Origin of the sequence: Ottowia flava, from assembly GCF_008017535.1 — a bacterium.
Lineage (GTDB): Bacteria > Pseudomonadota > Gammaproteobacteria > Burkholderiales > Burkholderiaceae_C > Ottowia > Ottowia flava.
On the sequence record NZ_VRUA01000012.1, the window covers coordinates 15,689 to 41,015 of the forward strand.

The 25,327-nt window shown below is 69.8% G+C and carries 24 protein-coding genes; 18 read left to right on the plus strand and 6 right to left on the minus strand.

What is annotated here, in order from left to right; genetic code table 11:
- Positions 1-73 precede the first annotated feature (73 nt).
- Complete coding sequence (locus tag FVQ98_RS12660) at positions 74-667, plus strand: hypothetical protein (protein ID WP_147913816.1); 594 nt, start codon at positions 74-76, stop codon at positions 665-667.
- A 45-nt stretch (positions 668-712) separates the two neighbouring features.
- Complete coding sequence (locus FVQ98_RS12665; protein ID WP_147913817.1) at positions 713-1,213, plus strand: GNAT family N-acetyltransferase; 501 nt, start codon at positions 713-715, stop codon at positions 1,211-1,213.
- Between the two features lie 216 nt (positions 1,214-1,429).
- Here FVQ98_RS12665 and FVQ98_RS12670 read toward each other — a convergent pair whose 3' ends face one another.
- On the minus strand, positions 1,430-1,978 hold the full coding sequence (locus FVQ98_RS12670; RefSeq protein ID WP_147913818.1) for a DUF2889 domain-containing protein: 549 nt from the start codon (positions 1,976-1,978) through the stop codon (positions 1,430-1,432).
- A 184-nt stretch (positions 1,979-2,162) separates the two neighbouring features.
- On the opposite strand from FVQ98_RS12670, the gene FVQ98_RS12675 reads away from it, so the two are divergent.
- Positions 2,163-3,221, plus strand: a complete 1,059-nt coding sequence (locus tag FVQ98_RS12675; protein WP_147913819.1) for a P1 family peptidase — start codon at positions 2,163-2,165, stop codon at positions 3,219-3,221.
- Between the two features lie 21 nt (positions 3,222-3,242).
- Positions 3,243-4,763 carry a TAXI family TRAP transporter solute-binding subunit gene (locus FVQ98_RS12680; RefSeq protein ID WP_147913820.1) on the plus strand — a complete coding sequence of 507 codons (1,521 nt, stop codon included), beginning with the start codon at positions 3,243-3,245 and terminating at the stop codon, positions 4,761-4,763.
- A gap of 164 nt (positions 4,764-4,927) precedes the next feature.
- Here the strand turns inward: FVQ98_RS12680 and FVQ98_RS12685 are convergent, their stop codons facing one another.
- Positions 4,928-5,956, minus strand: a complete 1,029-nt coding sequence (locus tag FVQ98_RS12685; protein WP_222707605.1) for an asparaginase — start codon at positions 5,954-5,956, stop codon at positions 4,928-4,930.
- A 176-nt stretch (positions 5,957-6,132) separates the two neighbouring features.
- Between FVQ98_RS12685 and FVQ98_RS12690 the strand changes: the two genes are divergently transcribed.
- From FVQ98_RS12690 to FVQ98_RS12710, 5 genes are all read left to right on the plus strand, one after another.
- Positions 6,133-6,456, plus strand: a complete 324-nt coding sequence (locus FVQ98_RS12690; RefSeq protein ID WP_147913822.1) for a hypothetical protein — start codon at positions 6,133-6,135, stop codon at positions 6,454-6,456.
- Positions 6,457-6,574: 118 nt separating this feature from the next.
- Positions 6,575-7,126, plus strand: a complete 552-nt coding sequence (locus FVQ98_RS12695; protein WP_147913823.1) for a peroxiredoxin — start codon at positions 6,575-6,577, stop codon at positions 7,124-7,126.
- A 152-nt stretch (positions 7,127-7,278) separates the two neighbouring features.
- Positions 7,279-8,304, plus strand: a complete 1,026-nt coding sequence (locus FVQ98_RS12700; RefSeq protein WP_147913824.1) for a tripartite tricarboxylate transporter substrate-binding protein — start codon at positions 7,279-7,281, stop codon at positions 8,302-8,304.
- 164 nt (positions 8,305-8,468) lie between these two features.
- Positions 8,469-8,840 (plus strand): hypothetical protein, encoded by a 372-nt coding sequence (locus FVQ98_RS12705; RefSeq protein WP_147913825.1) that lies wholly within the window; start codon positions 8,469-8,471, stop codon positions 8,838-8,840.
- A 325-nt stretch (positions 8,841-9,165) separates the two neighbouring features.
- A complete protein-coding gene (locus FVQ98_RS12710; protein ID WP_255507767.1) occupies positions 9,166-10,302 on the plus strand; it encodes an acyltransferase family protein in 1,137 nt (378 codons plus the stop codon).
- Between the two features lie 90 nt (positions 10,303-10,392).
- Here FVQ98_RS12710 and ettA read toward each other — a convergent pair whose 3' ends face one another.
- A complete protein-coding gene (gene ettA / locus FVQ98_RS12715; RefSeq protein ID WP_147913826.1) occupies positions 10,393-12,054 on the minus strand; it encodes an energy-dependent translational throttle protein EttA in 1,662 nt (553 codons plus the stop codon).
- Between the two features lie 448 nt (positions 12,055-12,502).
- Here ettA and FVQ98_RS12720 point away from each other — a divergent pair, with 448 nt between their 5' ends.
- Positions 12,503-14,416 (plus strand): DEAD/DEAH box helicase, encoded by a 1,914-nt coding sequence (locus FVQ98_RS12720; protein ID WP_147913827.1) that lies wholly within the window; start codon positions 12,503-12,505, stop codon positions 14,414-14,416.
- 192 nt (positions 14,417-14,608) lie between these two features.
- On the opposite strand, the gene FVQ98_RS12725 is transcribed toward FVQ98_RS12720, so the two are convergent.
- Positions 14,609-15,517, minus strand: coding sequence for a LysR family transcriptional regulator (locus tag FVQ98_RS12725; protein ID WP_147913828.1), 909 nt, complete (start codon positions 15,515-15,517; stop codon positions 14,609-14,611).
- 165 nt (positions 15,518-15,682) lie between these two features.
- On the opposite strand from FVQ98_RS12725, the gene FVQ98_RS12730 reads away from it, so the two are divergent.
- On the plus strand, positions 15,683-16,441 hold the full coding sequence (locus FVQ98_RS12730; protein WP_147913829.1) for a sulfite exporter TauE/SafE family protein: 759 nt from the start codon (positions 15,683-15,685) through the stop codon (positions 16,439-16,441).
- Positions 16,442-16,545: 104 nt separating this feature from the next.
- Here FVQ98_RS12730 and FVQ98_RS12735 read toward each other — a convergent pair whose 3' ends face one another.
- Positions 16,546-16,929, minus strand: coding sequence for a cupin domain-containing protein (locus tag FVQ98_RS12735; RefSeq protein ID WP_147913830.1), 384 nt, complete (start codon positions 16,927-16,929; stop codon positions 16,546-16,548).
- Between the two features lie 196 nt (positions 16,930-17,125).
- Here FVQ98_RS12735 and FVQ98_RS12740 point away from each other — a divergent pair, with 196 nt between their 5' ends.
- From FVQ98_RS12740 to FVQ98_RS12770, 7 genes are all read left to right on the plus strand, one after another.
- Entirely contained in the window at positions 17,126-17,974 is an 849-nt protein-coding gene (locus FVQ98_RS12740; RefSeq protein WP_147913831.1) for a hypothetical protein, read from the plus strand.
- Positions 17,975-18,086: 112 nt separating this feature from the next.
- Complete coding sequence (locus FVQ98_RS12745; protein WP_255507768.1) at positions 18,087-18,695, plus strand: sigma-70 family RNA polymerase sigma factor; 609 nt, start codon at positions 18,087-18,089, stop codon at positions 18,693-18,695.
- Positions 18,692-20,050 (plus strand): ankyrin repeat domain-containing protein, encoded by a 1,359-nt coding sequence (locus FVQ98_RS12750; RefSeq protein WP_147913832.1) that lies wholly within the window; start codon positions 18,692-18,694, stop codon positions 20,048-20,050. Before FVQ98_RS12745 ends, FVQ98_RS12750 begins: the two co-directional genes overlap by 4 nt.
- An 87-nt stretch (positions 20,051-20,137) precedes the next feature.
- Positions 20,138-20,926, plus strand: a complete 789-nt coding sequence (locus FVQ98_RS12755) for an SDR family NAD(P)-dependent oxidoreductase (RefSeq protein ID WP_147913833.1) — start codon at positions 20,138-20,140, stop codon at positions 20,924-20,926.
- Between the two features lie 333 nt (positions 20,927-21,259).
- Positions 21,260-22,084: a metallophosphoesterase gene (locus tag FVQ98_RS12760; RefSeq protein ID WP_187265723.1), complete on the plus strand. Its 825-nt coding sequence runs from the start codon at positions 21,260-21,262 to the stop codon at positions 22,082-22,084.
- 161 nt (positions 22,085-22,245) lie between these two features.
- Positions 22,246-23,778: a class I adenylate-forming enzyme family protein gene (locus tag FVQ98_RS12765; protein WP_147913835.1), complete on the plus strand. Its 1,533-nt coding sequence runs from the start codon at positions 22,246-22,248 to the stop codon at positions 23,776-23,778.
- 48 nt (positions 23,779-23,826) lie between these two features.
- Positions 23,827-24,375 carry a PaaI family thioesterase gene (locus FVQ98_RS12770; RefSeq protein ID WP_147913836.1) on the plus strand — a complete coding sequence of 183 codons (549 nt, stop codon included), beginning with the start codon at positions 23,827-23,829 and terminating at the stop codon, positions 24,373-24,375.
- Positions 24,376-24,651: 276 nt separating this feature from the next.
- Here the strand turns inward: FVQ98_RS12770 and FVQ98_RS12775 are convergent, their stop codons facing one another.
- A complete protein-coding gene (locus FVQ98_RS12775) occupies positions 24,652-25,326 on the minus strand; it encodes a TetR/AcrR family transcriptional regulator (RefSeq protein WP_147913837.1) in 675 nt (224 codons plus the stop codon).
- Position 25,327 lies beyond the last annotated feature (1 nt).

Below are 25,327 nucleotides of genomic sequence, written 5' to 3' on the forward strand. Positions count from 1 at the left end.
ACCTGTTGACGTGCGGGGGTGGCGTTGCCGCTACCCTCGCTTCTTTTGCTCGCTTTTCGGAGCCATTTTTCTGATGTCGACTTCCCTCCAGACCCTGCCCCGCGCCCTGACCCGCCCGCTGTGGCTGACCGCCGCCAGCACCGCGCTGGTCGGCGCCGCCCTGTGGCTGAGCAGCGGCGCGGCCATGGCGCAGCAGAAAGCCGATGCGCCTGCCGCCCCCGCCAAGGCCGAGGCGCCCGCGCAAAAAGGCGGCTCGAAGCTGTCCGCCGCCGACGAAACCGCCCTGCTCACCTACACCCTGAGCAACGAAACCGTGGACCGCGCCCTGGCGCTGGTCAAGGACGCGCGCGAACAGAAAGTCAGCGGCTCGATCGGCAAGGGCGCGACCACGCTGGATGGCTGGGCGAGCGGCCTGAACAACGACCCCAAGGCCAAGGCCTTGCTGGACAAGCACCAGATTTCCGCGCGCGACTACGTCATGACCATGCTCGCCATCATGCGCGCCGGCGTCGCTACCGAGATGAAGCCCAAGACGCCCGAAGAAGCCGGCACCAACGCGGCCAACATCGCCTACATGACGGCCAACAAGGACCGCATCCAGGCCGCCCTGATGGCGGGCGCGAAAGCCCCTGCGGCCAAGTCGGCGGAGGGCAAGGCGTCCAAGTAAGACGCGCCACGCGACGCACTGGCTCGCACTGGCCGCACTGATTCCATGCACCCTGACGACAGCCCGGCGCTGCAGGTGCGCCGCGTCGACTACACCGACGCGCGCGACCGCGCGGCGCTCATCGACTTGCTGGACGCCTATGCGCAAGACCCAATGGGCGGCGGCGAGCCCCTGACGGCGGACGTCAGACAGCGTCTGTGCGACGACCTGGCGCAGCTGCCTTCGGCGGCGAGCTTCATCGCCTGGCTGGGCGACGCGCCCATCGGCCTGATCAACACCATCGAAGGCTATTCCACCTTCAAGGCGCGGCCGCTGATGAATGTGCACGACCTGGCCGTGTTGCCGGCGCACCGCGCACGCGGCGTTGGCCAGGCCTTGCTGGCGGCGTGCCAGGCGCATGCCCGCGAACGCGGCTGCTGCAAGCTAACCCTGGAGGTGCTGTCCGGCAACCAACGGGCCCAGCGCAGCTACGAGCGCTTTGGCTTCGCGCCCTACGTGCTCGACCCGGCCGAAGGGCACGCGCTCATGATGCAGAAGTGGCTGTAAGGCGCGTCGCGCGCGTTGCGCGCGCTCGCCATTTGCTATTTTTTGCATAGCTGCCTGCGCAGGTGGTTCTAAGGCCGACCCGCCTTTTTTCCTGAAAATTCAGCCCAGACATTGCCTCCAGCGCAGCCGCTGCGCTCCGGCACGTCTGACGTCACCGGCGCCGCCCCACCCGATACGGGCGTCCCTGCTATCTCGTCGAAACGCGCTCTCCCCGCCTCAGTCCACCCGTTCGTGCTGGCGCTGAAAGAACATCGGGTAGATCTTCTCCACCGTCGGGCTGTCGAAGTCCCAGGTTTTGCACTTGCCCAGGAAGGGCGGCGGCACGCCGTCGGGCAGCGTCAGGCTGCGCACCATGGTCTGGAACGCCGCCGTCGCCATGTTGAACAGCAACTCACGCAAATGCGTGCAGCCCTGGATGCCGCCCAGGTGCTCTTCGATCGAGCGGCGCCAGCCGCGCGACAGGCTGGCGCCCACCATGCGCTGCATGGGCGCGGCGGCCTCGGGGCAGGGGCCATGCGGCACGTGCTCCATGTCGACTTCGATGGCACGCACCACGGTCTGGTCGTCCACCGTCAGGCGGATGCGCATGCCATGGATCGGCTCGCCCGCCGCACGCGTGCGCTCGCCGGGGATGGTGAAAGCCATCGTCTTGGCGTCGCGCAGTTCGGCTTCAATGTCCCACAGGCCGTCATCGCGCTGGTAGCCGCGAAAGCTGACATCGCGGTTGTGAAGGTGGGCACGGGGAGCAGGGGGGGACAAGGGCACGGGCAATCCTGACGAGAAAAACGAAGCGCCCTGCAGCGGCCACCCAGCGGCGCGCAGCAAGGCATCTGACCTTAGCGATTGTCGCGCCTGGCCGTCAGTCGCGCTGGCGACGGGCTCGCGGCCTGCCACGCGGGCACGCTACGATGGCCGACCGTCCCTTTTGCCCGCTTGTCGCCGCCCGCGCATGGTCGCTTCCACCGAATTCCCCCTCGCCCCGCCCCCGCTGCACGCCGGCGGCATCACCCAGGTGCGCGGCCTGCAGGCCGGTCATTTCACCGACTCGCGCCGCCCCACCGGCTGCAGCGTGGTCATCGCGCCGCAAGGCGCGGTGGGCGGCGTCGATGTGCGCGGCGCGGCGCCCGGCACGCGCGAAACCGATCTGCTGGACCCCGCCAACCTGGTCGGCGTGGTGCACGCCGTGCTGCTGACCGGCGGCAGCGCCTGGGGCTTGGACGCAGCCGGCGGCGTGATGCGATGGCTGGGCGAGCGCGGCATCGGCCTGCCGGTGGGCACGGCGCCGGGGCAGATCGTGCCCATCGTCCCCGCAGCCGTGCTGTTCGACCTGCACGTGGGCGACGCGCGCATCCGCCCCGACGCGGCCGCTGGCGAAGCCGCCTGTGCCGCCGCGTCCGACGCGCCGCTGGCGCAAGGGAACGTGGGCGCGGGCGCGGGCGCCACCGTCGGCAAACTGTTCGGTATGCCGTACGCGATGAAGGGCGGTATCGGCACGGCGTCGGTCACGGTGAACGGCGTCACGGTGGGCGCGCTGATCGCCGTCAACGCGCTGGGCGACGTGGTCGACCCGGCCACCGGCGTACCCATTGCGGGTGCACGCACCGTCACCAGCGACGCGCTGCGCAACAGCGTGGCGGCCGTGCTGGCGGGCGAGGCGCCGCTGTCGCTGCTGTCGGGCACCAACACCACCATCGGCGTGGTCGCCACCGACGCGCCGCTGACCAAGGCGCAATGCCAGCGCCTGGCCGGCGCCGGCCACGACGGCCTGGCGCGCGCCATCCGCCCGGTACACACCATGAGCGACGGCGACACGCTGTTCGCCCTGGCCACCGGGCAATCGCAGGCCACGGATTTCAACGTGCTGTGCGTGATGGCCGGTGAAGCGGTGGCGCGCGCGTGCGTCAACGCGGTGCGGGCCGCGCAGGGCGTGCCAGCGGGCGAGGTGTGGTTACCTTCTGCTGCAGATTTGCTAGCTGGCCGCGCTGGTGGTTCTAGCGCCAGCGGCTGATTTGCCCCATAGAATCGCCCGATGGGATCCTTGCGAAGAACCATCATGCTCTGGGTGCTGGGCGTGCGCGACATGCTCGCGTCCGCCGGCCCTGTGGCCATCCTCGCGGTCGGCCTGCTGGTGGCCGCGTACTGGTGGCTGGACCCGCAGCCACCCAAGACCGTGCGCCTGGCCACCGGGCCGGAAGGCAGCGCCTACGCCGGCTTCGGCAAGCGCTACGCCACGGCGCTGGCGCGCGAAGGCATCACGGTCGAGCTGATTCCGACAGAGGGCTCGGTCGCCAACCTGCAACTGCTGCGCGACGGCAAGGCCGACGTCGCCTTCGTGCGCGGTGGCAGCGGTGCCGCGCCAGCCACCGCCAACGGCGCTGGTCAGGCGCAGCCACCGGATGGCGCGGCGTCGGGTGCCGCAGCGCCCGCTTCTGCCGCCGAGCCGGCCAGCGAGGACGACACCACCCTGCTTTCGCTCGGCGCGCTGTTCTACGAGCCGCTGTGGATCTTCTACCGCCCGCAGGCGCTGGCCATGCCCGCCGAAGCTGCCTCAGCGCCCGGCCGGGCGGCATCGGCGCCTGCAGCCCCTGCGGCCGCCCCACCGGCACATGCGGCGTCGGCCCCGGCGCCCACGCCGCCACTGCAACCGCAGTCGCTGGCGCAGATCAGCCGCCTGCGCATCAACGTCGATCAGGTCGGCAGCGGCGTGCCGCAGCTGATGCAGCGCCTGCTGCGCGCCAACGGCCTGAACGCCGAGCAGCTGCAGCTGTCGCACCTGCCGCCCAACGCCGCGGGCGAAGCGCTTTTGGCTGGCCAGCTGGACGCCGTGGTGCTGACCAGCGCGCCGCAATCCGCCGTGGTGCGCCAGCTGTTGCGCACGCCGGGCGTGCAGCCGCTGGAACTGGCCCAGGCCGACGCGTACACGCGGCGCTTTCCCTTCCTGAGCACGGTGACGCTGCCGCGCGGCGTCGCCGACCTGGCCAAGGACATTCCGCCGGAGGACGTCACGCTGCTGGCGGCCACCACCTCGCTGCTGTCGCGCGAAGACACGCACCCCGCGCTGCGCCAGCTGTTCGCGCAGGCCGCGCAGTCGATCCACAGCCGCGCTGGCTGGCTGAACGGCACGCGCGACTTTCCCAACACGCGCACCAGCGAGCTGCCGGTCAGCGCCGAGGGCGAGCGCGCGATCAACGGCACACCGCCGTTCTGGCAGCGCTACCTGCCGTTCTGGGCCAGCAACCTGCTGGACCGCATGTGGCTGGTGATCGGCGGTTTGATCGTGCTGCTGCTGCCGCTGTCGCGCGTGGTGCCGCCGCTGTACACCTTCCGCGTGCGTCGGCGCGTGTTCCGCTGGTACGCGCGGCTGCGCGCCATCGAAACCAAGGTCGACGAAGGGACGGGCGAACGCGACGAGCTGCTGAACGAGCTGGACGAGCTGGACCGCGTGGCCAACGGCATTGCCGTGCCGCTGGCGCACGCCGAAGAGCTGTTTGCGCTGCGCAACAACATCGAGAAGGTGCGGCGCCGCTTGTTGGCCAAACGGCCAGCTTGAGTGGAAAAACAGCGCTCAGACCTACAGCCACCTGCGCAGGCAGCTTCCGATTCGATAGCATACGAGCACATGGGGAAGGTCGCGCAAAGCGACCCACCAGGGGCTTGGGCAGGGCCGCCGCCATGGCGCGCGAGCGACCGCGGCGACCACTTCGCCCAGAACGCTCAGTAGCGCCAGAACACCTGCTGGATCTCGCACGCGTCCTGCGTGCGCGTGAGCGCCAGCGCCGCCAGCAGCCGCGCGCGCTGCGGGTTCTGATCGTCCACCACCACGCTGCCGGCCGCGTCGTCGTCGTAATTGGCGTTGCGGATCACCGGGCCGTCGCCGACCCGCGCCGCGCGCACCACTTGCACGCCACGGTCGCGCAGTTCGGGCAACAGCGCCTGCAGGTAGGCCGGCACGGTGCCGCCGCCAAAGCCCACGTGGACGATGGCGCGCGCGCCGGCGCTGGCCCACGCGTCGTACAGCTCGCGCCGCATGTTGCCGTGGCTGGCCACCACGCCAACCAGCGGCAGCGTGTCGATGGCGGCGATGTCGAATTCGCTGGTGCGCGTATGCGGCCGCGTCAGCCCGCGGTACCAGCGCGGCGTGCCTTCCACCACCAGACCGAGCGCGCCATGCGGCGACGCAAAGGCGTCCACGCGCATGGCGTGCACCTTGGCGACGTCGCGCGCGCTGTGAATCTGCTCGTTCATCACCACCAGCACGCCGCGCCCGGCGCTGGACGGGTGCGCCGCCACCGCCACCGCGTGCAGCAGGTTGACCGGGCCGTCGGCGGCCAGCGCGGTGCCGGGACGCATCGCGCCCGTGAGCACCACGGGTTTGTCGGTCGGCACCGTCAGGTGCAGGAAGTACGCCGTCTCCTCCATCGTGTCGGTGCCGTGGGTGATGACCACGCCATCAAAGTCGGGCTGGGCGCACAGCGCAGCGACGCGGCGCGCCAGTTGCAGCAGGCGCTCGTCGGTGAAATCGGCCGAATCGATCTGGAACAGCTGCTCCGCCCGCAGATCGGCCAGCCGCGCCAGGCCGGGCACCCCGGCCACCAGCGCGTCGGCCGTGACCACCGCCGACTGGTAAGCCGCGGACGGCGTTGCGTCTCCCCCCGTGCCGGCGCCGGCGATGGTGCCGCCGGTGGCGACCAGGGCGATGCGGGGGCGCGCGGACGGCGCGGACGTTGAGGCGGCTGTGGTCATGGCGCGCATTGTCGTGCCTCGGCCACGCAGACTGACCGGCTGCAGCGTAGGCGCCACGCTGACAACGCGGGGCGACCTGCACCGCTAGGGCCACGGCCGACAAGTCGTTACACTGCCTTGCACAGCCATTCACACTGCTGGCCGCGCACCGCCGCGGCACGAGGGAGCCAACGAACATGAAGAGACCCGCCCTGCTGATTGCCGCCGCCTTCCTGCTGGCTGGCGCCGCCCATGCTGCACCTGACGCGGTCAACGACGACGACGTGCTGCCCAACTCCCCCTGGAAGGAACACGGCATTCCTGATGCCGGGAAGTTCAACCCCACGTGGCGTCCTTTCCACGAAGGCGGCTACGTCGCACCTGCAGCGATGACCTACTACCCGCCGATGGTGCTGGTCGAGGAGCGCCTGCCCAAGCCCTACGCGCTGGTGGCCGCACCCACCCTGCCTTGCGCGCCCGGCTACTGCCCGATCCGGGCGCCGCGCCCGGACCGCAACTGATTTTCACGGCGCATCCCTGCCTGCCCGGGCCCGCCGCGCAGCACTGCGCGCTGCAGCCCTTCTCGCATTTTCGTACCATGCCTGCAACGGCGCCGGTCGTGGCGCCCACGGAGTCTGTATGACTCGACCCTTCTTTTTCACCCGCCACGCCTGCGTCGCCCTGGCGGCGGCATCAACCGCCATGAGCACGCTGGCAGCGCTCAAGCCGGGCGACGCCGCTCCCCCCTTCAAGACCGACGCCGCAGTGGCCGGCAAATCGTTCGCCTTCGACATGGCTGCGGCACTGAAGAAAGGGCCGGTGGTGCTCTACTTCTTTCCCAAGGCGTTCACGAAAGGCTGCACGGTCGAGGCCAACGCTTTCGCTGAAGCCACGCCCCGCTTCGCCGCGCTGGGCGCTACCGTGGTCGGCATGTCGCACGACACCATCGAGACCTTGAAGAAATTCAGCGTGGAGGAGTGCCGCGACAAGTTCGCCGTGGCCTCCGACCCCGACGCCAGAACCATCCGTGCTTACGACGCCGCGTCATTGCTGCCCGGCATGGCCAGCCGCATCTCCTATGTCGTCGGCCAGGACGGCAAAGTGGTCTTTGCGCACCAGGGAAGCGACCCACTGCGCCACGTCGAAGAGACCCTCAAGGCGGTCGAACGCCTGTCGGCCGCCAGGCGTTAGTGCGCCGGGCTGTCAGCTGCTCAGGCCGACCCGCGCTCCCCCTTGGGCGGCCGGGTGTCTCCCTCAGCCCACAGATACCCTTAAAGCGTCGGTGTTTGTAGTACGTTTTGCCACAATATCGAATCCCTTGGCTGAATCCGAAAGGCTACCGCATGCGACGTTTTCTGCGATATGCCGCTGACATCAGCGCCACCTCGTCCCGTCCCCTGTTGCGCGTGGCGCTGAGCGCGTGCTGCGCGCTCGGCCTGACGCCCGTGCTGGCCGCCACCTCCGACGCCATCCTCATCGTCGTTCCCTACGCGGCTGATGGACCGACCGACCGCACGCTGCGCGCGCTGCTCAAGCCGCTCAGCCGGGCCCTGGACGGCGCCACGATCAGCGTGAAGAACATGCCCAGCCCTGGCGGCGTCAATGGGCTGGCCAGTGTCGCCAAAGCTGCGCCGGATGGCAAAACGCTTCTTTTCACCAACACCAACATTGCCTTGCTGCCCGCACTGGGCGAGAAGCTGCCGTTCGACCCCAAGACCGACTTCAGCTACCTCGGCCTCGTGCTGGAATCGCCCATGGTCGTGCTCGGGCGCTCCACGCTGGCGGCCAAGACGCCGTCCGATCTCGTCAAGTGGCTGTCGGAAACCGACCCCGCCAAGGTGCGCCTGGCCGACGCTGGCGCGGGCTCGGCCTCGTTCCTATGCGGGCTGTTCCTGCAGAGCCTGACCGGCAAGACGTTTGCCCACGCCGACTTTCCCGGCAGTGCACCGGCCATGAAGGCGCTGAAGGACGGCAAGGTCGACTTGCTGTGCGACCAGACGCCGACCGTCAAGGGCCCGTTGGCGGCCGGCGAAGTGCAGGGCTACGCCCTAACCACCAGCACGCCGCTGGCGCAGCCACCGTTTGAGCGCCTGACAACGTTGCGCCGCATGTTCTCGCGCGACCTGGAGCTGTCCATCTGGCATGGCTTTTACGCGCCCAAAGGCTTGGCCCCTGCGCTGCAGGCCAAACTGAACGCCGCCATCGTGCAGGCCGTTGCCGACCCGGCTTTCGTGGCCGCTCAGGAAGCACAGGGCGTCGTGATGGTGCGCGGACGCCGCCTGACGCCGGAGGGCCACCGCACCTACATCGAGGAGACCATTCCCTTGTGGCATTTGATCGCGTCGATCAGCCGGTCACGGCAAAAGTAAGGCCAGCGCGCTTTTTTATGCATCCCCGGGCCCTGTCACACGGCCGGGGCCTTGTCCGACAAGCCTGGGCGCGCGCACAGGCCAAAAATCCGGGCATGCCATCCACCGGAAGCGGTCGCGGGCAGTGGGCCGGCGGTGTCTTCCCGAGTCGAAGGAGGTGACGCATGTCCCGAAACCCTTTTTTCCGTACGCCCCATGTCTTGGCCCTTGCCCTAATCGCCGCCACCCTGAGCCTGGGCGCCTGCGGCAAGCGCGAAGCCGCCACCCCTGAAACCCCGGCGCCGGCCGGTGCCGCGATGTCCGACGCCACCAACGCTGCGGGCGCGGCCAACAACGCTGCTGCCGCCGCAGCGTCCGCCGCCCAGGCCGCCCAGAACGCGGCCCGCAGCGCCGAAGCCGCAGGCACCCACACCGGCTCGTCCGAAAGCGCCGCCACCGCCGCCGACAACGCCGCCAAGGCCGCGGCCGAAGCGGCCAAGGCGGCCACCGACGCCAGTCGGGCATCCACCACGCCCAGCGCTGGCAACAAGCCCTGATGGGCCCGGGCGGGGCATGGCGCGATTTTCAGGACCATATTACCCGCCAGACCTAGAACCACCTGTGCAAGCAGCTATCATTTGAGAAGCAAAATACCCCGACACGCCTGCCTGCGGCCGGGCCATTGCCGCGTGGTTGGGTCTTGACGGACAGCACCCCCACTTCATTTGCGCCACCGCCACCTTGTCGACCGGGCGCGTGGCTGGCGCGTTACAAGTTTTCGACCGACGCCTTGAACCCTGTGGACGCTCCCAGCGCCACCGCAAGAACCTGCCTGCCGCGGTGCGACTGCCCGCCGTGCTGTCAACTCGCCCTCCCCCCAACGTGACCTCCCGCAACCCCTGGATCGATCAGGCCAAGGCGCTGGCCTGCCTGGTCATCATCGGCCACCACCTGGCGTTCTACGGACCGATGGCCGATGTCGTCTGGCCTGCGGCGTCGGCGCTGATGGAGGGGCTGTTCGAGTACGGGCGCATGGCGGTGCAGGTCTTCCTGGTGCTGGGCGGTTACCTGGCGGCGGCTGCCCTGGCACCGCAGGGCGTGCCGCGTGTGAGCGAGCCCCTGCCGCTGCTGGGCAAGCGCTTCGCGCGCCTCGCGCTGCCGTACTGCGCGGCGCTGGTGGTGACGATCTTCATCAACGAAGGCGTGCGCGAGCTGGGCTTCGTGCACGCCTCCGTGTCCGACGCGCCGACCTGGGACCAAGTGCTGGCCCACCTGCTGCTGGTGCAAAGCATCGGCGGCTGGGAATCGCTGTCGGCGGGGGTCTGGTATGTGGCGATCGACTTCCAGTTGTATGCGCTGTGTGCACTGTGGTTCTGGGCCAGCCTGCGTTTCAGCGGTCGTACGCTGCGCGGCGCCGGCGGCTCGGCCACGGTCCCGACGCTGGCGCAAATCGGCATCGTCACCCTGGCCTGTGTGTCGCTGTGGTGGTGGAACCTGAACAGCGACCTCGACCCCTGGGCGCTGTACTTCGTCGGCGCCTACGCGCTGGGCATGATGGCCTGGTGGGCCGCGCACAGCCGCAGCGCGTTGGAGCGGTCGGCCTGGGTGGCGGCGATGCTCGCCTGCGGCGCGGTCGCGCTGGCGCTGGAATGGCGCACACGCATCGCGCTGGCCTGGGTCGTCGCGCTGGTCCTGGCCACGGCGGGCGCGGTGCGCTGGCCCGCGGCGTGGCGCAATGCGCGCTGGGCGCCGCTGGTGTGGATGGGCCAGCGTTCGTACTCCATCTTCCTGATCCACTTCGCGGTGTGCCTGCTCGTCAACGCGGTGTGGCACGCGCTGTGGCCGAGCGGCATCGCCATCAACGCGCTGGGTTTGGCGGTGGCCGTGGCCGCGTCGATCGCCGCTGGCGCCCTGCTCTACCGCTGGGTGGAAAGCCGCCAGGCCAGCTGGCTGCGCCTGATCGGCTGGCAAGCCGGCGTGCTGGGCATGGGCGCGCTGGCGATCAAGGGCCTGCTGTAGCCGTCACCAGCGTCGTCGCACACCGACAAAAAAGGCCAGCATGCGCTGGCCTTTTGCTATGAATAGCGCAGCTCCCTGCGCACACCCTGCTTACTTGAGCGCCTTGTAGCGCACGCGGTGCGGGCGCGCGCCTTCTTCGCCCAGGCGCTTCTTCTTGTCGGCTTCGTATTCCTGGTAGTTGCCGTCGAAGAACACCCATTGGCTGTCGCCTTCGGCGGCCAGGATGTGGGTGCAGATGCGGTCCAGGAACCAGCGGTCGTGGCTGATGACCATCACGCTGCCGGCAAATTCCAGCAGCGCGTCTTCCAGCGCGCGCAGGGTTTCGACGTCCAGGTCGTTCGACGGTTCGTCCAGCAGCAGCACGTTGCCACCCTGCATCAGCGTCTTGGCCAGGTGCAGGCGCCCGCGTTCACCGCCCGACAGCATGCCGATCTTCTTCTGCTGGTCCTGCCCGTTGAAGTTGAAGCGGCCGGCGTACGCGCGGCTGGGCATCTGGAATTTGCCCACGGTGATGATGTCCAGCCCGCCGGAGATGTCTTCCCACACGGTCTTTTCATCGGCCAGCGCGTCGCGGTGCTGGTCGACAAAGGCCATCTTCACCGTCTTGCCGATGGTGACTTCGCCCGAGTCGGGCTGCTCCGTCCCCGCGATCAGCTTGAACAGCGTCGACTTGCCGGCGCCGTTGGGGCCGATGATGCCGACGATGGCGCCCGCGGGCACCTTGAAGCTGAGGTCATCGATCAGCAAGCGGTCGCCAAAGCTCTTGCTGACGTTCTTGAATTCGAAGACTTCATGGCCCAGGCGCTCGGCCACGGGGATGAAGATCTCCTGCGTTTCGTTGCGGCGCTGGTATTCGTAATCGCTCAGCTCTTCAAAGCGGGCCAAACGGGCCTTGGACTTGGCCTGGCGGCCTTTGGGGTTGGCGCGGGCCCACTCCAGTTCCTTTTTCATCGCCTTGGCACGCGCGTCCTCGGTCTTCTGCTCCTGCTTCAGGCGCGCTTCTTTCTGATCGAGCCAGGTGGAGTAGTTGCCCTTGTACGGAATGCCGTGGCCGCGGTCCAGTTCCAGAATCCACTCGGCCGCGTTGTCCAGGAAGTAGCGGTCGTGGGTGATGGCCACTACGGTGCCGGTGAAGCGCTTGAGGAAGATCTCCAACCACTCGACACTCTCGGCATCCAGGTGGTTGGTCGGCTCGTCCAGCAGCAGCATGTCGGGCTTGGACAGCAACAGCTTGCACAGCGCCACGCGGCGCTTTTCACCACCCGACAGCTTGCCGATCACCGCGTCCCATGGCGGCAGGCGCAGCGCATCGGCGGCGATCTCCAGCTGGTGTTCGCTGTCGGTGCCGGCGGCGGCGATCACGGCTTCCAGCTTGCCTTGTTCTTCGGAAAGGGCGTCGAAGTCGGCGTCCGGCTCGGCGTAGGCGGCGTAGATCTCCTCCAGCCGTGCGCGGGCGGCGTTGACCTCGCCCATGGCCAGCTCGACTTCCTGGCGCACCGTGTTTTCGGGGTTGAGCTGCGGCTCCTGCGGCAGGTAGCCGACGTCTAGGCCCGGCATCGGAATGGCTTCGCCTTCGATCTCCTTGTCGATGCCCGCCATGATCTTCAGCAGCGTCGACTTGCCCGAGCCGTTCAGGCCCAGCACGCCGATCTTGGCGCCGGGGAAGAACGACAGCGAAATGTCCTTCAAGATCTGCCGCTTGGGCGGCACGATCTTGCTGACGCGGTTCATCGTATAGACATACTGAGCCATGTGTTTACTCTCAAATCAATAGCTTGCTGCGCAGACCCACAGCCGGCGCAGAGCCATAATCGTTCAAAAAAGGATGGGGGTACGGCGTGTTTGCGAAGCGCGCGGAGCGCCCGCCGTTCAACCTCGATTATCGGTGCTTCGGCGCCGCGCCGCGCCACTGGGGACATGCCATGCGTGGCGCCGATACGCAACACCTCGGCAACCGCACGCCGCAAGCGTTGAAAACTGCCCACAGGCGAAACCGCCCCGCCATGCGATAATGCCCCTGCTCGCGGCCCACCAGTACAGCCGTGCAGCCAGCTCTTGCGCTGGGGTCATGAGGGAGACACAAGCCCCGATCGCCCGCTTTTGAAGAACCCGCTTTCAGCCTTTGACTGGCCCGGCAGCCTTGCCGGATCAGGTTGACAAGCAGCAGCGCCGCGACAGAGACCCGGCGCCACACACTTAGATGAACTTTGAAGATCTGAATCTGGCACCGGCCATTCTGAAGGCCGTGCAGGAACAGGGCTACACCGCCCCTACCCCCGTGCAGGCGCAAGCCATTCCCGCCGTTCTGGAGGGCAGCGACCTGCTCGCCGGCGCACAGACCGGCACCGGCAAGACCGCCGGCTTCACCCTGCCAATGCTGCAACTGCTAAGCGGTCGCCCCGGCGCCACGTCCGGCTGCATCCGCGCCTTGGTGCTGACGCCCACGCGCGAACTGGCGGCGCAGGTTGAAGAATCGGTGCGCGCCTACGGCAAATACCTTGAACTGAGTTCCACCGTCATCTTTGGCGGCGTGGGCATGACCCCGCAGATCAGCCGCATCAAGGCCGGCTGCGACATCCTGGTGGCCACGCCTGGCCGCCTGCTCGATCTGCAACAGCAGGGTTTCATCGACCTGTCCAAGGTCGAGATCCTGGTGCTGGACGAAGCCGACCGCATGCTCGACATGGGCTTCATCCACGACGTCAAGAAGGTGCTGGCCCTGCTGCCCAAGGCCAAGCAAAGCCTGCTGTTCTCGGCCACCTTCAGCGACGAGATCCGCGACCTGGCCAATGGCCTGCTCAAGGACCCCAAGCACATCCAGGTCACGCCGCCCAACACCACGGTCGAGCGCATCAGCCAGCTGATCTACCCCGTGGGCCGCGGCCGCAAGAAGGAAGTGCTGGCCCACCTGATCGACCAGGGCGACTGGAGCCAGGTGCTGGTGTTCACCCGCACCAAGTACGGCGCCAACAACGTGGCCGAGTACCTGACCAAGCACGGCATCAAGGCCATGGCGCTGCACGGCAACAAGAGCCAGTCGGCGCGCACGCAGGCGCTGGCCGAATTCAAGAGCGGCGAGCTGCGCGCCCTGGTGGCGACCGACATCGCCGCGCGCGGTATCGACATCGATGAGCTGCCGCACGTCGTCAACTACGAAATCCCGAACGTGCCCGAGGATTACGTCCACCGCATCGGCCGCACCGGCCGCGCCGGCGCCAGCGGCCAGGCCGTGAGCCTGGTGTGCATGGACGAAGAAGGCTTCATGCACGAGATCGAGCGCTTCACCAAGCAGCAGATCCCGGTGGAAATCCTGGACGGCTTCGGCCCTGCCGAAGGCGAGCAGGCCGAGCCGATCGCCATGGGCCGCCAGACCCTGTGGGGCGGCCTGGGCAAACCGCCCAGCCGCGACGTCATGCAGGCCGCCGCCCGTGCCGCGCGCCAGGACATGATGCAGCGCATCCGCGACAACAAAGCTGCCCAGGGCGGCGGCGGACGCGGCCAAGGTGGCCGTGGCGCGCCGCAGCAGCAGGGCAACCGCCGCCCGACTGGCCCGCGCGCCGATGCGCCCCGGGCCGACGGAGTGGTCGAGCTGGGTGCCGACGGCCTGCCGATCGAAGGCAGCCGTCCGCCCAGCGACCGTCCGCAGGGCGAGCGCAGCGGCCGCAGCCGCAACCGCCGCGGCCGCGGTGGCAACGCCAACGGCAACAGCGTCCAAGGCCCGCGTGCGGGTGGCAACGGCAACGGCAACGGCAACGGCAACGGCAACGGCAACGGCAACGCGCACCATGCTCCACGCCCAGCGCCGCAGGCCACACGCGAATTCGGCTTTGACGATGAAGACCGCGACCCCGACTACCTGCCGCGCAACATCGACCCATTGCAGACCAACCTGCACGGCCGCCGCAACGCACCGCGCGGCCCCAGCCACGGCGCCGTGGGCCAGCCCGACCCGATGCGCACCAGCATCGACATGATGGGCAAGGGCAAAGGCGGCGGCAACCGCAACAAGGGCGGTGGCGGCGGTGGCAACCGCAGCGGCGGCGGTAGCCGAGGTGGTTTCGGTGGTGGTGGCGGTGGCAACCGCAACCGCGCGGGCGGCGGCTACGGGCGCTGAACCGCGGACTCACGCAGCTCAAAAGAAAGGCTTCTTAGGAAGCCTTTTTTCATGCCTGCTTCGCCCTTCACCCACCCAACTGCTATCTCTTAGATAGCTGCCTGCGCTGGTGTTTGTAGGGCCACAGGCCGATTTCTCTCTCAATCGTGAAGCGCGCCAGCGACCGGTGATCGCCCTGCCATAACGCCCCGGCTAAGCACCCGACGCGCCGCCATCCGTCGCGTCGATCAAAAACCGCGCCAGCCGCGCCGTCGCCGCGGGCAACGCCGCCAGATCGCGCCCCGCCAGCACCAGTTGGCGCTGGGCCCAGGCGTCGGACAGCGGCACGCGGCGCAGGCGGCCGGACGCGGCTTCGCGTTCGGCCATGGCGCGGGGGACCACCGCAACGCCGGCGCCCAGCGCGACCATGCGGCAGACCGCTTCCAGACTGCCCAGCCGCACGCGGCCATCCCAGCCGTCCTGCAGGCGCCGCGCCTGCTCGGTGACCAGGGCCTGCAGCGCGTTGGTGTCGGGCAGGCCGATGAAGGGCTCTCCCAGCGCATCGGCCAGCGCCAGCCGGCGGCGCCCGGCCAGCGCGTGGCCGCGCGGCACGACCAGCACCAGCGGGTCGGCGCGCAGCGGGGTGACGTCCAGCCCCTGCAGATCGGCCGCGTCCGACAGCACGGCCAGGTCGGCGCGGCCGCGGCGCAGCGCGTCGGCGATGTCGGCGCTGCGCCGCTCGTCCAGCGCGAGCGTGTAGCCGGGGTGCGCCGCCAGGAAGCGCGCCAGCAGCGGCGGCAGGTGCACGGTGGCGGCCGAGGTGTTGGCCAGCAGGCGCAGGTGCGCCTTGGGCCCGCGGATGTGCTGGGCCAGCGCGGCCTGCAACTGGTCCATCTGCGCCAACACGGCCTGCGCCTCGCGCGCCAGGGTCTGGCCGGCGGGTGTGGCCTGCACGCCGCGCCGGTCGCGCAGCAGCAGGGGCGTGCCCAGCGCGTCTTCCAGCGCCCGGATGCGCGCGCTGGCCGAGGCCAGCGTCATGTGGCTGCGCGCCGCGCCGGCGGTGATGCTGCCTTGCTCGTGCACGTGCAGGAACAGGCGCAGGTCGATCAGGTCCAGGCGCATCGGCGGCAGGCGGGTTGGGCATGCGCGCAGGCTAGCACGGCGCGTTCGTCCTTGCCGATGAGCCTCAGCCACAGGCTGAGCCAGCGTGTGGCGATGCCGCAGTGACTTGGCGGACTGGCGCGCCCAGAATCGGCACCCAACAACTCAACTCCCACCCGTACCGCCATGTCCACCGCACCTCTGCTGTCCGACCCGCACCTGCTGTTCAGCGTCACCGTGTTCCTAGCCGCGGGCGTGGTCAAGGGCGTCGTCGGGCTGGGGCTGCCGACGCTGGCGATGGCGCTGCTGGCGCTGCGCATGCCGCCGGCGCAGGCGGCGGCGCTGCTGATCCTGCCCTCGCTGGTCACCAACGTGTGGCAGATGCGCCCCTGGCGCACGCTGCCCGCGCTGGCGCGGCGGCTGGGGCCGATGCAGGTCGGCGTGGTGGTCGGCACGCTGGCCGGCGCGTGGTGGCTGGGCGCGCCCTCGGGCGCGTGGGCCGAGGCCGCGCTGGGCGTGGCGCTGATCGCGTACGGCGGCTGGGGCCTGGCGGGCGCGCAGCTGCCGCGCGTGTCGGACGCCGCGCAGCGCGTGGCGGGGCCGTTGGTGGGCGCGGCGACCGGGCTGGTGACGGCGATGACCGGCGTGTTCGTGGTGCCGGCCGTGCCCTACCTGCAGGCGCTGGGCCTGGCGCGCGACGAGTTGGTGCAGGCCATGGGCCTGGCCTTCACCGTGTCCACCGTCGCGCTGGCGCTCGGGCTGGCGCTCAACCAGCAGTACCCGGCCACTGCTGCCGCGGGGTCCGCCCTGCTGGTGCTACCGGCGCTGATCGGCATGCAGGCCGGCCAATGGCTGCGCCAGAGGCTGTCGCCCGCGCGCTTCAAGCTGTGCTTCATGGGCGCGCTGGTGCTGCTGGGCGCGTGGATGGTGGCGCGGGCGTGGTGAAAGCCGCTGCGGGCCGTTTACATATTTTCAAACCAAAATGACCTGCAGCGCTACAACCACCTGCGCAAGCAGCTATCAAAATGATATTAAACAAGGCACTGTGATCACGCCCGCACGAACAGCGTGACCAGGGCCTCGTCGCCCAGCAGGCGGCTGCGGTGGCCGTGGCGCTGCGCATCGAAGCTGGCGCCTTCGGGCAGCGTGTCGTTGGAATAAAAGCATTCGCCCGGGCCGAACACGCGGGTGGTGCCGTCCTGCAGGCCGATCTCCATGCGGCCCTGCAGCACCACCAGCCATTGCGGCGTGGTGGTGCAGTGGAAGTCGCTGGCAAAGCCGACCGGGCTGCGCCGGAACTGGCAACCGCCCGAGGCCTGCAGCGCCGACAGGCGCGCGAGGGGCGAGCCCTCCTCCAGCGCCACCGGGTCGTCGCGAAAGCGCGCGCGCCCGTCGACGTCGGTGAACAGCACGGGCAGGGTGAGCGCGGTCATGGTGGGTACACCGGTCAAAAAAGGGGTTTGACAGTGTAGAGGCGGACCTGCGGGAGCGGCTGGCCCATTGGCGCCCAGCACCCACAGGCGCACGCCGCGTTACCAGCCGTCACACATTGTCTGGCCTCTGGTCACCCCATTTGCGCCGCCGACCCGTTTCAAGGCCTGTTCCCCTGTTTTCTCGAAGGAATCCTGCATGAAACTCGCCCGCCTCGCCGCCGCGGCCACCCTGGCCGCCACCACCTTGCTGGCCCAGGTGCCGGCGCATGCCGTCGGCCGCCTGATCGACGTGGACGTGATCGACCGCGACAGCGGCACCCGGTTGCCCGTGTACCACCACAACGGTGAATGGTGGGTCGCCGGACGGCCCGGCGCGCGCTACGCCGTGCAGATCCGCAACGCCAGCAGCGAACGCCTGATGGGCGTGATGTCCGTCGACGGCGTCAACGTCGTCACCGGCGACACCGCCAGCTGGGACCAGTCCGGCTACGTGCTCTCGCGCTACCAGAACGCCCAGATCACCGGTTGGCGCAAGAACGAGGCCGAAGTGGCGGCCTTTCACTTCACTGCACTGCCGCGTTCGTACGCCGCACGCACCGGCCGACCAGACAACGTCGGCGTGATCGGCGTAGCGGTGTTCCGCGAGCGCTACCGGCCACCCGTCCACCCCATGCCGCGCTACCCCGGTTACCCGTCGACCCGCGAAAGCCCCGCCGGTGCCGCGCGCAGCGACGAAGCCGCCGCGCCCAACGGCTACCCCAGCGACGAGGTGCGCGAGGCGTCGCCGCAGTCAAAGTCTGCCCCCGCCTCGCCGCGCCTGGGCACCGGCCACGGCGAGCGCGAGACCTCATACAGTGGCACCACGCGCTTCGACCGGCGCTCAAGCCAGCCCGATGAGGTGATCAGCATCCGCTACGACAGCCGCGACAACCTGATCGCCATGGGCGTGATCCCCGCATATGGGCGTCCGGTGCCGCAGCGCCCGGACGCATTTCCGGAGTCGTCCGATGCAGGCTATGTGCCTGACCCGCCGCGCTGGCGCTGAGCCTCGCACACGCGCCTCGTTGGGCGTGCGCGGCCGCCTTCCGCCTGGGCACGGCCGGGCGCGCTGGCCGGCCTGCGCGGGCCAGTCACCCGCGCTCGCCATAATCCGCGCCATGCCTGTGGACGTCCTGCCCGCCGACGCCGACCTGATGCGCGCCTACGCCGCGGGCGACTTGCGCGCGTTCGAGACGCTGTACACGCGGCACGAAAAGCGGCTGTGGCGCTTCGTGCTGCGCAGCGTTGGCAACCCCGCCACGGCGGACGAGCTGGCGCAGGACGTCTGGCTGCGCGTGGCCCAGCAGGCCGATCACTACGCGCCCAGCGCTTCGCGCGCCGACCTGCCGCCCGCGCGCTTTGGCACCTGGCTGTTCACCATCGCGCGCAACCGCGTGGTCGACCACCTGCGCGCCAGCCGCCCCACGCACAGCCTGGACGGCAGCGCCAACGACGATGACGACGCGCCCAGCCTGGCCGACACGCTGGCCGCGCCGTCCGGCTTCGGCCCCGTGCGCCGCATCGAAACCCGCCAGCAGGCCGAACAGCTGCTGGCCGCCGTGCAGGCCCTGCCCGACGACCAGCGCGAAGCCTTTTTGCTGCAGGCCGAGGCCGAGATGAGCGTGGCCGACATCGCCGCCGCCACCGGCGTGCCCTTTGAAACCGCCAAGAGCCGCCTGCGCTACGCCCGCAGCGCCCTGCGCCGCGCCCTGGAGACCCTGGCATGACCGCCCCGACGTTCCGCCCCGAGGACGACGAGCTGCTGGCGCGCTGGCGCGAGGCGACGGCGCTGGACTACCAGGCGCCCGGCGCCGCGTTGCGCGCCAACGTGCTGGCGCAGGCCGCGCGGGTAGCGGAAGAACGGGCTCAAGGCGCCAACGCGCCCGCCGCCGCAGTGCCCGCGACGGGCTCAGCCGACGGGAAAGCGGCCGCCCCAGCCGCTGGGCCCACCAGCGTCGCCCGCCGTCCGGAAGCCGCCAACGACCGTCGCTGGCTGTTCTCGGCCGCCGCCAGCGTGGCCGTGCTCGGCCTGGCCGGCCTGCTGGCCTTGCAGTTCGACCGCAGCCCGCCGGGCGATCAGGCCGTGGGCCTGGGCCAACCGTCCGCCACGCCCAGCGCAGAGGTGGCCCCGGCGCCCGCCGAGCCGGCCGTCGCGTCGTCTGCCCCGGCTGCCGCGCCAGCTGAGGCGGCTGCGGCCAAGGCAGACGCCCCGCCTGCGGCACCGGCAGCTGCGCCGCAGGCGCGCGACGACGTCCGCCACGCCGGTCCGTCCGCGGCCAAGGCGCGCGAAGCCACGCCTGCTCCCCAGGCCGCGCCTGTTCCCGCTCCTCCGCCAGAGGCCCGCTCCCGCGCGCGGGCGGAACCAACTCCTGCCGCGCCACCGGCGCCCGCGCCGGCACCCGCTGCGCGCCCTGCGCCACCGCCGCTTGCCGACGCCCCGATGTCGGCGCCGCCCCAGGCATTTCCGGCACCGTCGACGGGCGATGCGCCAGCGGCCCTGCGCGACGCGGCCCCGGCGGCCCCGCCCGATGTGATGACCGAATCCGCGGGCGAAGCGGCCCAGATGGCGCCTGCACCGCAGCGCGCACCGATCGGCGCTGGCAACCTCAAGGCACCGGCCGCGCGCGCGCCGGACGACGCCGCGGTCGCGGGCGCCAACCACCTGGAGCGCCGCGCGCCCGCGTCCGCCGGAGCCAGTGGTGGCGTCGCCAGCGCGCCTGGCGCCCCCGCAGCCAACGCGGCGCGCGCGGCGTCGCCCGCCGCCGCCGCACCCGCCCAACGCCTGCTGCGCGCCGTGCAGTCGGGCGACCTGGCCGCCGTGCGCGCAGCGCTGGCCGATGGCGCGCCGGTCGACAGCGCCGACAGCCAGGGGCGCACCGCGCTGATGTGGGCCGCGCGCCGGGGCGACACCGCCGCCGTGCGCGCCTTGCTGGACGCCGGCGCCAACCCGAAACAGACCGATCTGCATGGCCACACCGCGGTCGACCAGGCGCTGGGCGAAGGCCACGAGGCGCTGGCGCGGCTGATCGAGCGGCACAGCGGTGGCGGCCGTGGGCCGGCGGGCGAATCGCCGGTAAGATGATTACCGATTACTATTTTTTTGATAGCTGCCCGCGCAGACCCATGTAGCGCTGGCGGCCTATTTGATTCACAAAAGGAGACATCGCCCATGAGCGCAGCGCCCGCTTCTTCCACCGTGTCGTTTGGCCTGGCTGGCCGCGTCGTCGTCGTCACGGGGGCCGCCCAGGGCATTGGCGAGGCCTGCGCGCGCCGCTTCGCGCAGGAAGGCGCTCAGGTCGTGCTCTGCGACGTGGCCGACGCGCCCGGCCAGGCGCTGGCGGGCGAGCTGAAGGCGCGCTACATCCACTGCGACGTCGGCAACAAAGCGCAGGTGGACGCGCTGGTGGCGCAGGTGATGGCCGACTTCGGGCGCATCGACGTGCTGGTCAACAACGCCGGCATCTTCCGCGCCGCCGACTTCCTCGACGTGACCGAGGCCGACTTCGACGCCGTGCTGCGCGTCAACCTGAAGGGCTCGTTCCTGATGGGCCAGGCCGTGGCGCGCGAAATGGTCAAGGCCGGGCGCGGCAGCATCGTCAACATGAGCAGCGTGAACAGCGTGCTGGCCATCCCCAACATCGCCAGCTACAACGTCACCAAGGGCGGCATCAACCAGCTGACGCGCGCCATGGCGCTGGCGCTGGCCGACCGCGGCGTGCGCGTCAACGCCGTCGGCCCCGGCACCATCGCCACCGAGCTGGCGGCCAAGGCCGTGCTGACCAGCGACGAGGCCAAGCACAAGATCATGATGCGCACGCCGCTCAAGCGGCTGGGCGAGCCGAGCGAAATCGCCGACGTGGTCGCCTTCCTGGCCAGCGACGCCAGCAGCTACATCACCGGCGAGATCATCATGGTCGACGGTGGGCGCATGGCGCTGAACTACACCGTGCCGGTCTGAGCGGCCGCCTCAGACCCGCGCGCGTCTTTGCGCCCCTTTGCTGGCGCCGCCTTGTCACAGTTCCGGCTTGTTGGCGCTGCACAGCGCCTTATATCTTTTCGCCGGCAATCCGGTTCGCTGTGGACTGTGTCTGGCATACCGACCTACCCGCGTATGCACAATGCCGCGACCGTTAAAAACGCAACGGAGTGCGAAATTTGTACGGATAGAGGCAACGGTACGGAAATTGTCATACTTTAGTTAAACAGTCTGCGGTATTCTTATGGCCTACATGCGCGCCATGGCCCAGCCTGTCCGATGCTCGGCGCGAGTGCATTACGTCAGAAGTCCGTCATGCTGATCGCCCACATCACCGACCCTCACCTGGGCTTGGACACCCGCTTTCTGCCCGGCCACCCTGGTCCGCAGGAGGCGCTGCGGCGCGCCCTGTCGCATGTGCGCAAGTTGGACCCCGCGCCAGAGGTGCTGCTCATCACGGGCGATCTGGCCGATAGCGGCGCCGAGTCCGACTACGACACCCTGCGCACCGTGCTCGCCGATACCTTGCCCAGCCCCGCGGACGGTGGCCCGCGCGTGTGGGCCGTGCTCGGCAATCATGATGACCGCGCCGCCGCGCGCCGCATCCTGGGTGAGATGTTGGACCCCGCCGCCGACGCCCCCGAAGGGCTGATCTGCCTTCATACCCAGCACGGTGGCCTGCACTTCATCGGGCTGGACACCGTCGTTCCACGCCGGCCTCACGGCGAGTTGGACGACACCCAGCTCAACTGGCTGGCGCGTCAGCTGCAGGCCTGCGCCGGAGAGCCGGTGGTGATCTTCATGCACCACCCGCCGCTGGTATCAGGCATGGAGGTGATGGACCGCTGTGGTCTGCTGCGCGGGCGCGAGCAACTGGGGGCGCTGGTGCGCGCCCACGGTAACGTGCAGCTGATCGCCGCCGGCCACTTGCACCGGCCGGTGGTCGGTCTGCTGGGTGGTGCGCCCGTGCTGGTGGAGCCGTCCTGCTCGCACCAACTGGAGCTGGACCTGCGCACGCACGGTCAGCTGGCGGTCCGGCTGGAACCGCCCAAGGTCGGCTTGTACCGCTGGACGCCCGAAGACGGCCTGGCCTGCCACTTCAGCCACGTGCACGCCTACCCGGGGCCGTTCGTGATCTGACGCACCGCGGGCATGCGGCGGCCATGTGCGGCCCTGGGGCAACAGGCAGTAGACCGCCTGCGAGCACTACTCTTTCGATAGCTGGTCGCGCAGCTTCAGCCAGCGCCAGTGGCTGATTTCCTTCACAATGGCCGTTGCACCATCTGGAGAAAAGCCCGACCATGTCCCTGGCCCATCTGCTGCTGCGCCAGGCGCGCCAGCGCCCTGAATCGCCCGCCATCCTGAACGGTGAAGCCCTGCACGCCACGCACGGCGAATGGGCCGCGCGCAGCGCCAGGCTGGCCCAGCGTCTGCGCGCCGCCGGGCTGCAGCCAGGCGAGCGCGTGCTGCTGTTCGCGCGCAACCACCCGCGCTACCTGGAAGCGCTGTGGGGCATCTGGTGGGCGGGCCTGGTCGCGGTGCCGGTCAACGCCAAGCTGCACCCCCGCGAGGTGGAATGGATCGTCGCCAACTGCGGCGCGCGCTGGGGCTTCGTCACCACCGACGTCGCGCCCGGGCCGCTGGCCGGGTTGGAACGCCAGATCGACCTGGAAGGCGACGAAGCCGCCGCCTTGCTCGCCCCCGCGGCCGACGCGCTGGCCGTGCCGGTGACCGAGCGCGACCTGGGCGACACCGCCTGGCTGTTCTACACCAGCGGCACCACCGGCCGACCCAAAGGCGTGATGCTGACGCACCGCAACCTGATGACCATGGGCACCGGCTATTTCGTCGACGTGGACCCGGTGGCGCGCGGCGACGTGATCGCCTATGCCGCGCCGATCTCGCACGGCGCCGGCATCTACGCCATCCCGCACCTGATGGCCGGTGCGCGCCACGTGGTGCCGGCCTCGGGCGGGGTGGACCCGGCCGAGCTGGTCGCGCTGGGCCGTGCCATCGGCCCGCTGTCGCTGTTCGCGGCGCCCACCATCGTCGGGCGCCTGGTGGACCACGCGGTGGCGCTCGGCCTGTCGCCCGATGACTGCGCGCAATCCTTCAAGACCATCGTCTACGGCGGCGCGCCGATGTACGTGGCCGACATCCAGCGCGCGCTGCAGGTGATGGGTCCGCGCTTCGTGCAGATCTACGGCCAGGGCGAAACGCCCATGGTCGGCACCGTGCTGACGCGCGCCGACCTGGCGGGCAGCGCGCACCCGCGCCACGCCCAGCGCCTCGCCAGCGTGGGCGTGGCGCAAACGCCGGTGCGCGTGCGCGTGACCGACAGCCAAGGCGTGGACGTGCCGCTGGGCGACGTCGGTGAAGTGCTGATCCAGGGCGACAGCGTCATGGCCGGCTACTGGGCCAACCCGGACGCCACGGCCGCCGCGATCCAGAACGGCTGGCTGTTCACCGGCGACATGGGCAGTCTGGACGCTGACGGCTACCTCACGTTGAAGGACCGCAGCAAGGACCTGATCATCAGCGGCGGCAGCAACATCTACCCGCGCGAGGTGGAAGAAGCGCTGCTGACCGCTGCGGGCGTGGCCGAAGTCGCCGTGGTCGGTGAAGCCGATGCACAGTGGGGTGAAAACGTGGTTGCCTTCGTCGTCGCCCACGCCGGGGCCGCGCCCACCGAAGCCGTACTGGACGCGCACTGCCTGGACCACATCGCCCGCTTCAAGCGGCCCAAGCGCTACATCTTCGTGAGCGCGCTGCCCAAGAACAACTACGGCAAGGTGCTGAAGACCGAGTTGCGCGAGCGACTGGCCGACGCCTGAGGGCGTGCCATCATCGCGCCACCGATCGATACCCCCTGAAGGATCTGCATGTCTGCCTCCCCCGACAACCAACTGGACCAATGGCTGGCCGAAGAACAGACCGTGCGCGCGCGCCTGGACAGCGGCCCCGGCCCCGGTGTCGCCACGCGCGAGCAGGTGGCCGGCCGCACCGGGCTGGCGATGATGCAGGCCATGCTGGCGGGCGAATTGCCCTACGCCGCCATCGCCAAGACGCTGGACTTCCTGCTGATCGACGTCGGGCCAGGGCGCGCGGTGTTCCAGGGCACGCCGGGGCCGCAGTTGCTGAACCCGATGGGCTCGGTGCACGGCGGCTGGTTCGCCACGCTACTGGATTCGGCGCTGGGCTGCGCCGTGCACACCATGATGCCGCCCGGGCGCGGCTACACCACGGCGGAGTTGGGCGTGAACATGGTGCGCGCCATTTCCACCAAAGTGCCGCGCGTGCGCGCCATCGGCCAGGTCATTCATTCCGGGCGCCAGCTGGCCACGGGCGAAGCGCGCCTGGTCGGCCCGGATGGCACGCTGTACGCCCACGCGACGACGACCTGCCTGGTGTTTGAGCTGCCGACGGGCTGAGCGCTAAGAAAGGGTCGACGCGACCGGCGCGCCATCTCAGATACCCGTTCGGACACGGCGCAACGTGCGCGTTGGTGGTGTCGGCGCTGGTAAAGCCTGCTGAGGGGTGACACCGTGGCACCCATTTTCACGTCGCGGGCACCCGAAATACTCTTATTTTTATAGCTGCCCGCGCAGGTGGTTGTATGCCCAGAACCCCAATTGGCTTAAAAATCGGGTAGCCCACCAGCCTGCGCCCGTCACGCCACGGCCGCCGTCGTTGCCATTCGGGCGGGCTCAAAGCCCTTGTTCGACCATGTTGACCAGGCGCTGGGCCATCGCCTCGATGTGCGCCGGGTCGACGCGGCGCAAGGGGCCGTCCAGCGCGAGCATCGCCATGCCGTGCACGGCCGACCAGGCCAGGAATTCGGCGCCGGGGCGGCGTTCGGCGCTCAACACCCCGGCGGCGACCAAGCCGTCCAGCGCGTCGCACAAGATCTGGAACGGGTCTCGACCGGCCTCGCCGCGGTAGTCGGGCCGGTCGGATTCGTCCACGTCGTAAGGCTGCGCCGCAAACGCTGATCGAAACAGGCCCGATTCGGTTTGCGCAAAGCGCACGTAGCCCGTGCCCACCGCCTTGAACGCGGCGCGTGCGCGCTCGGCGGCATCCGTCATGTTGTGCGTGGCCTGCGCGATTTCGCGCTCAATGGCGCGCGCCAGTGCGCCCAGCGCGGCGCCGCGCACGGCGTCGAACAGCGCGTCGCGGTTGGAGAAATGGCGGTATGCGGCGTTCGGCACCACGCCCGCGCGGCGCGTGGCCTCGCGCAGGACCACCGCGGGCGGCCCGCCCTCGCGCGCCAGCGCCACGCCAGCGTTCAGCAGCGCGCGCCGCAGGTCGCCGTGACGGTAACTTTCACGGCGAACGGACGGCGTTTTGTCGTCGGCAACGGCGGCTGCGCGGGCTTTGACCATG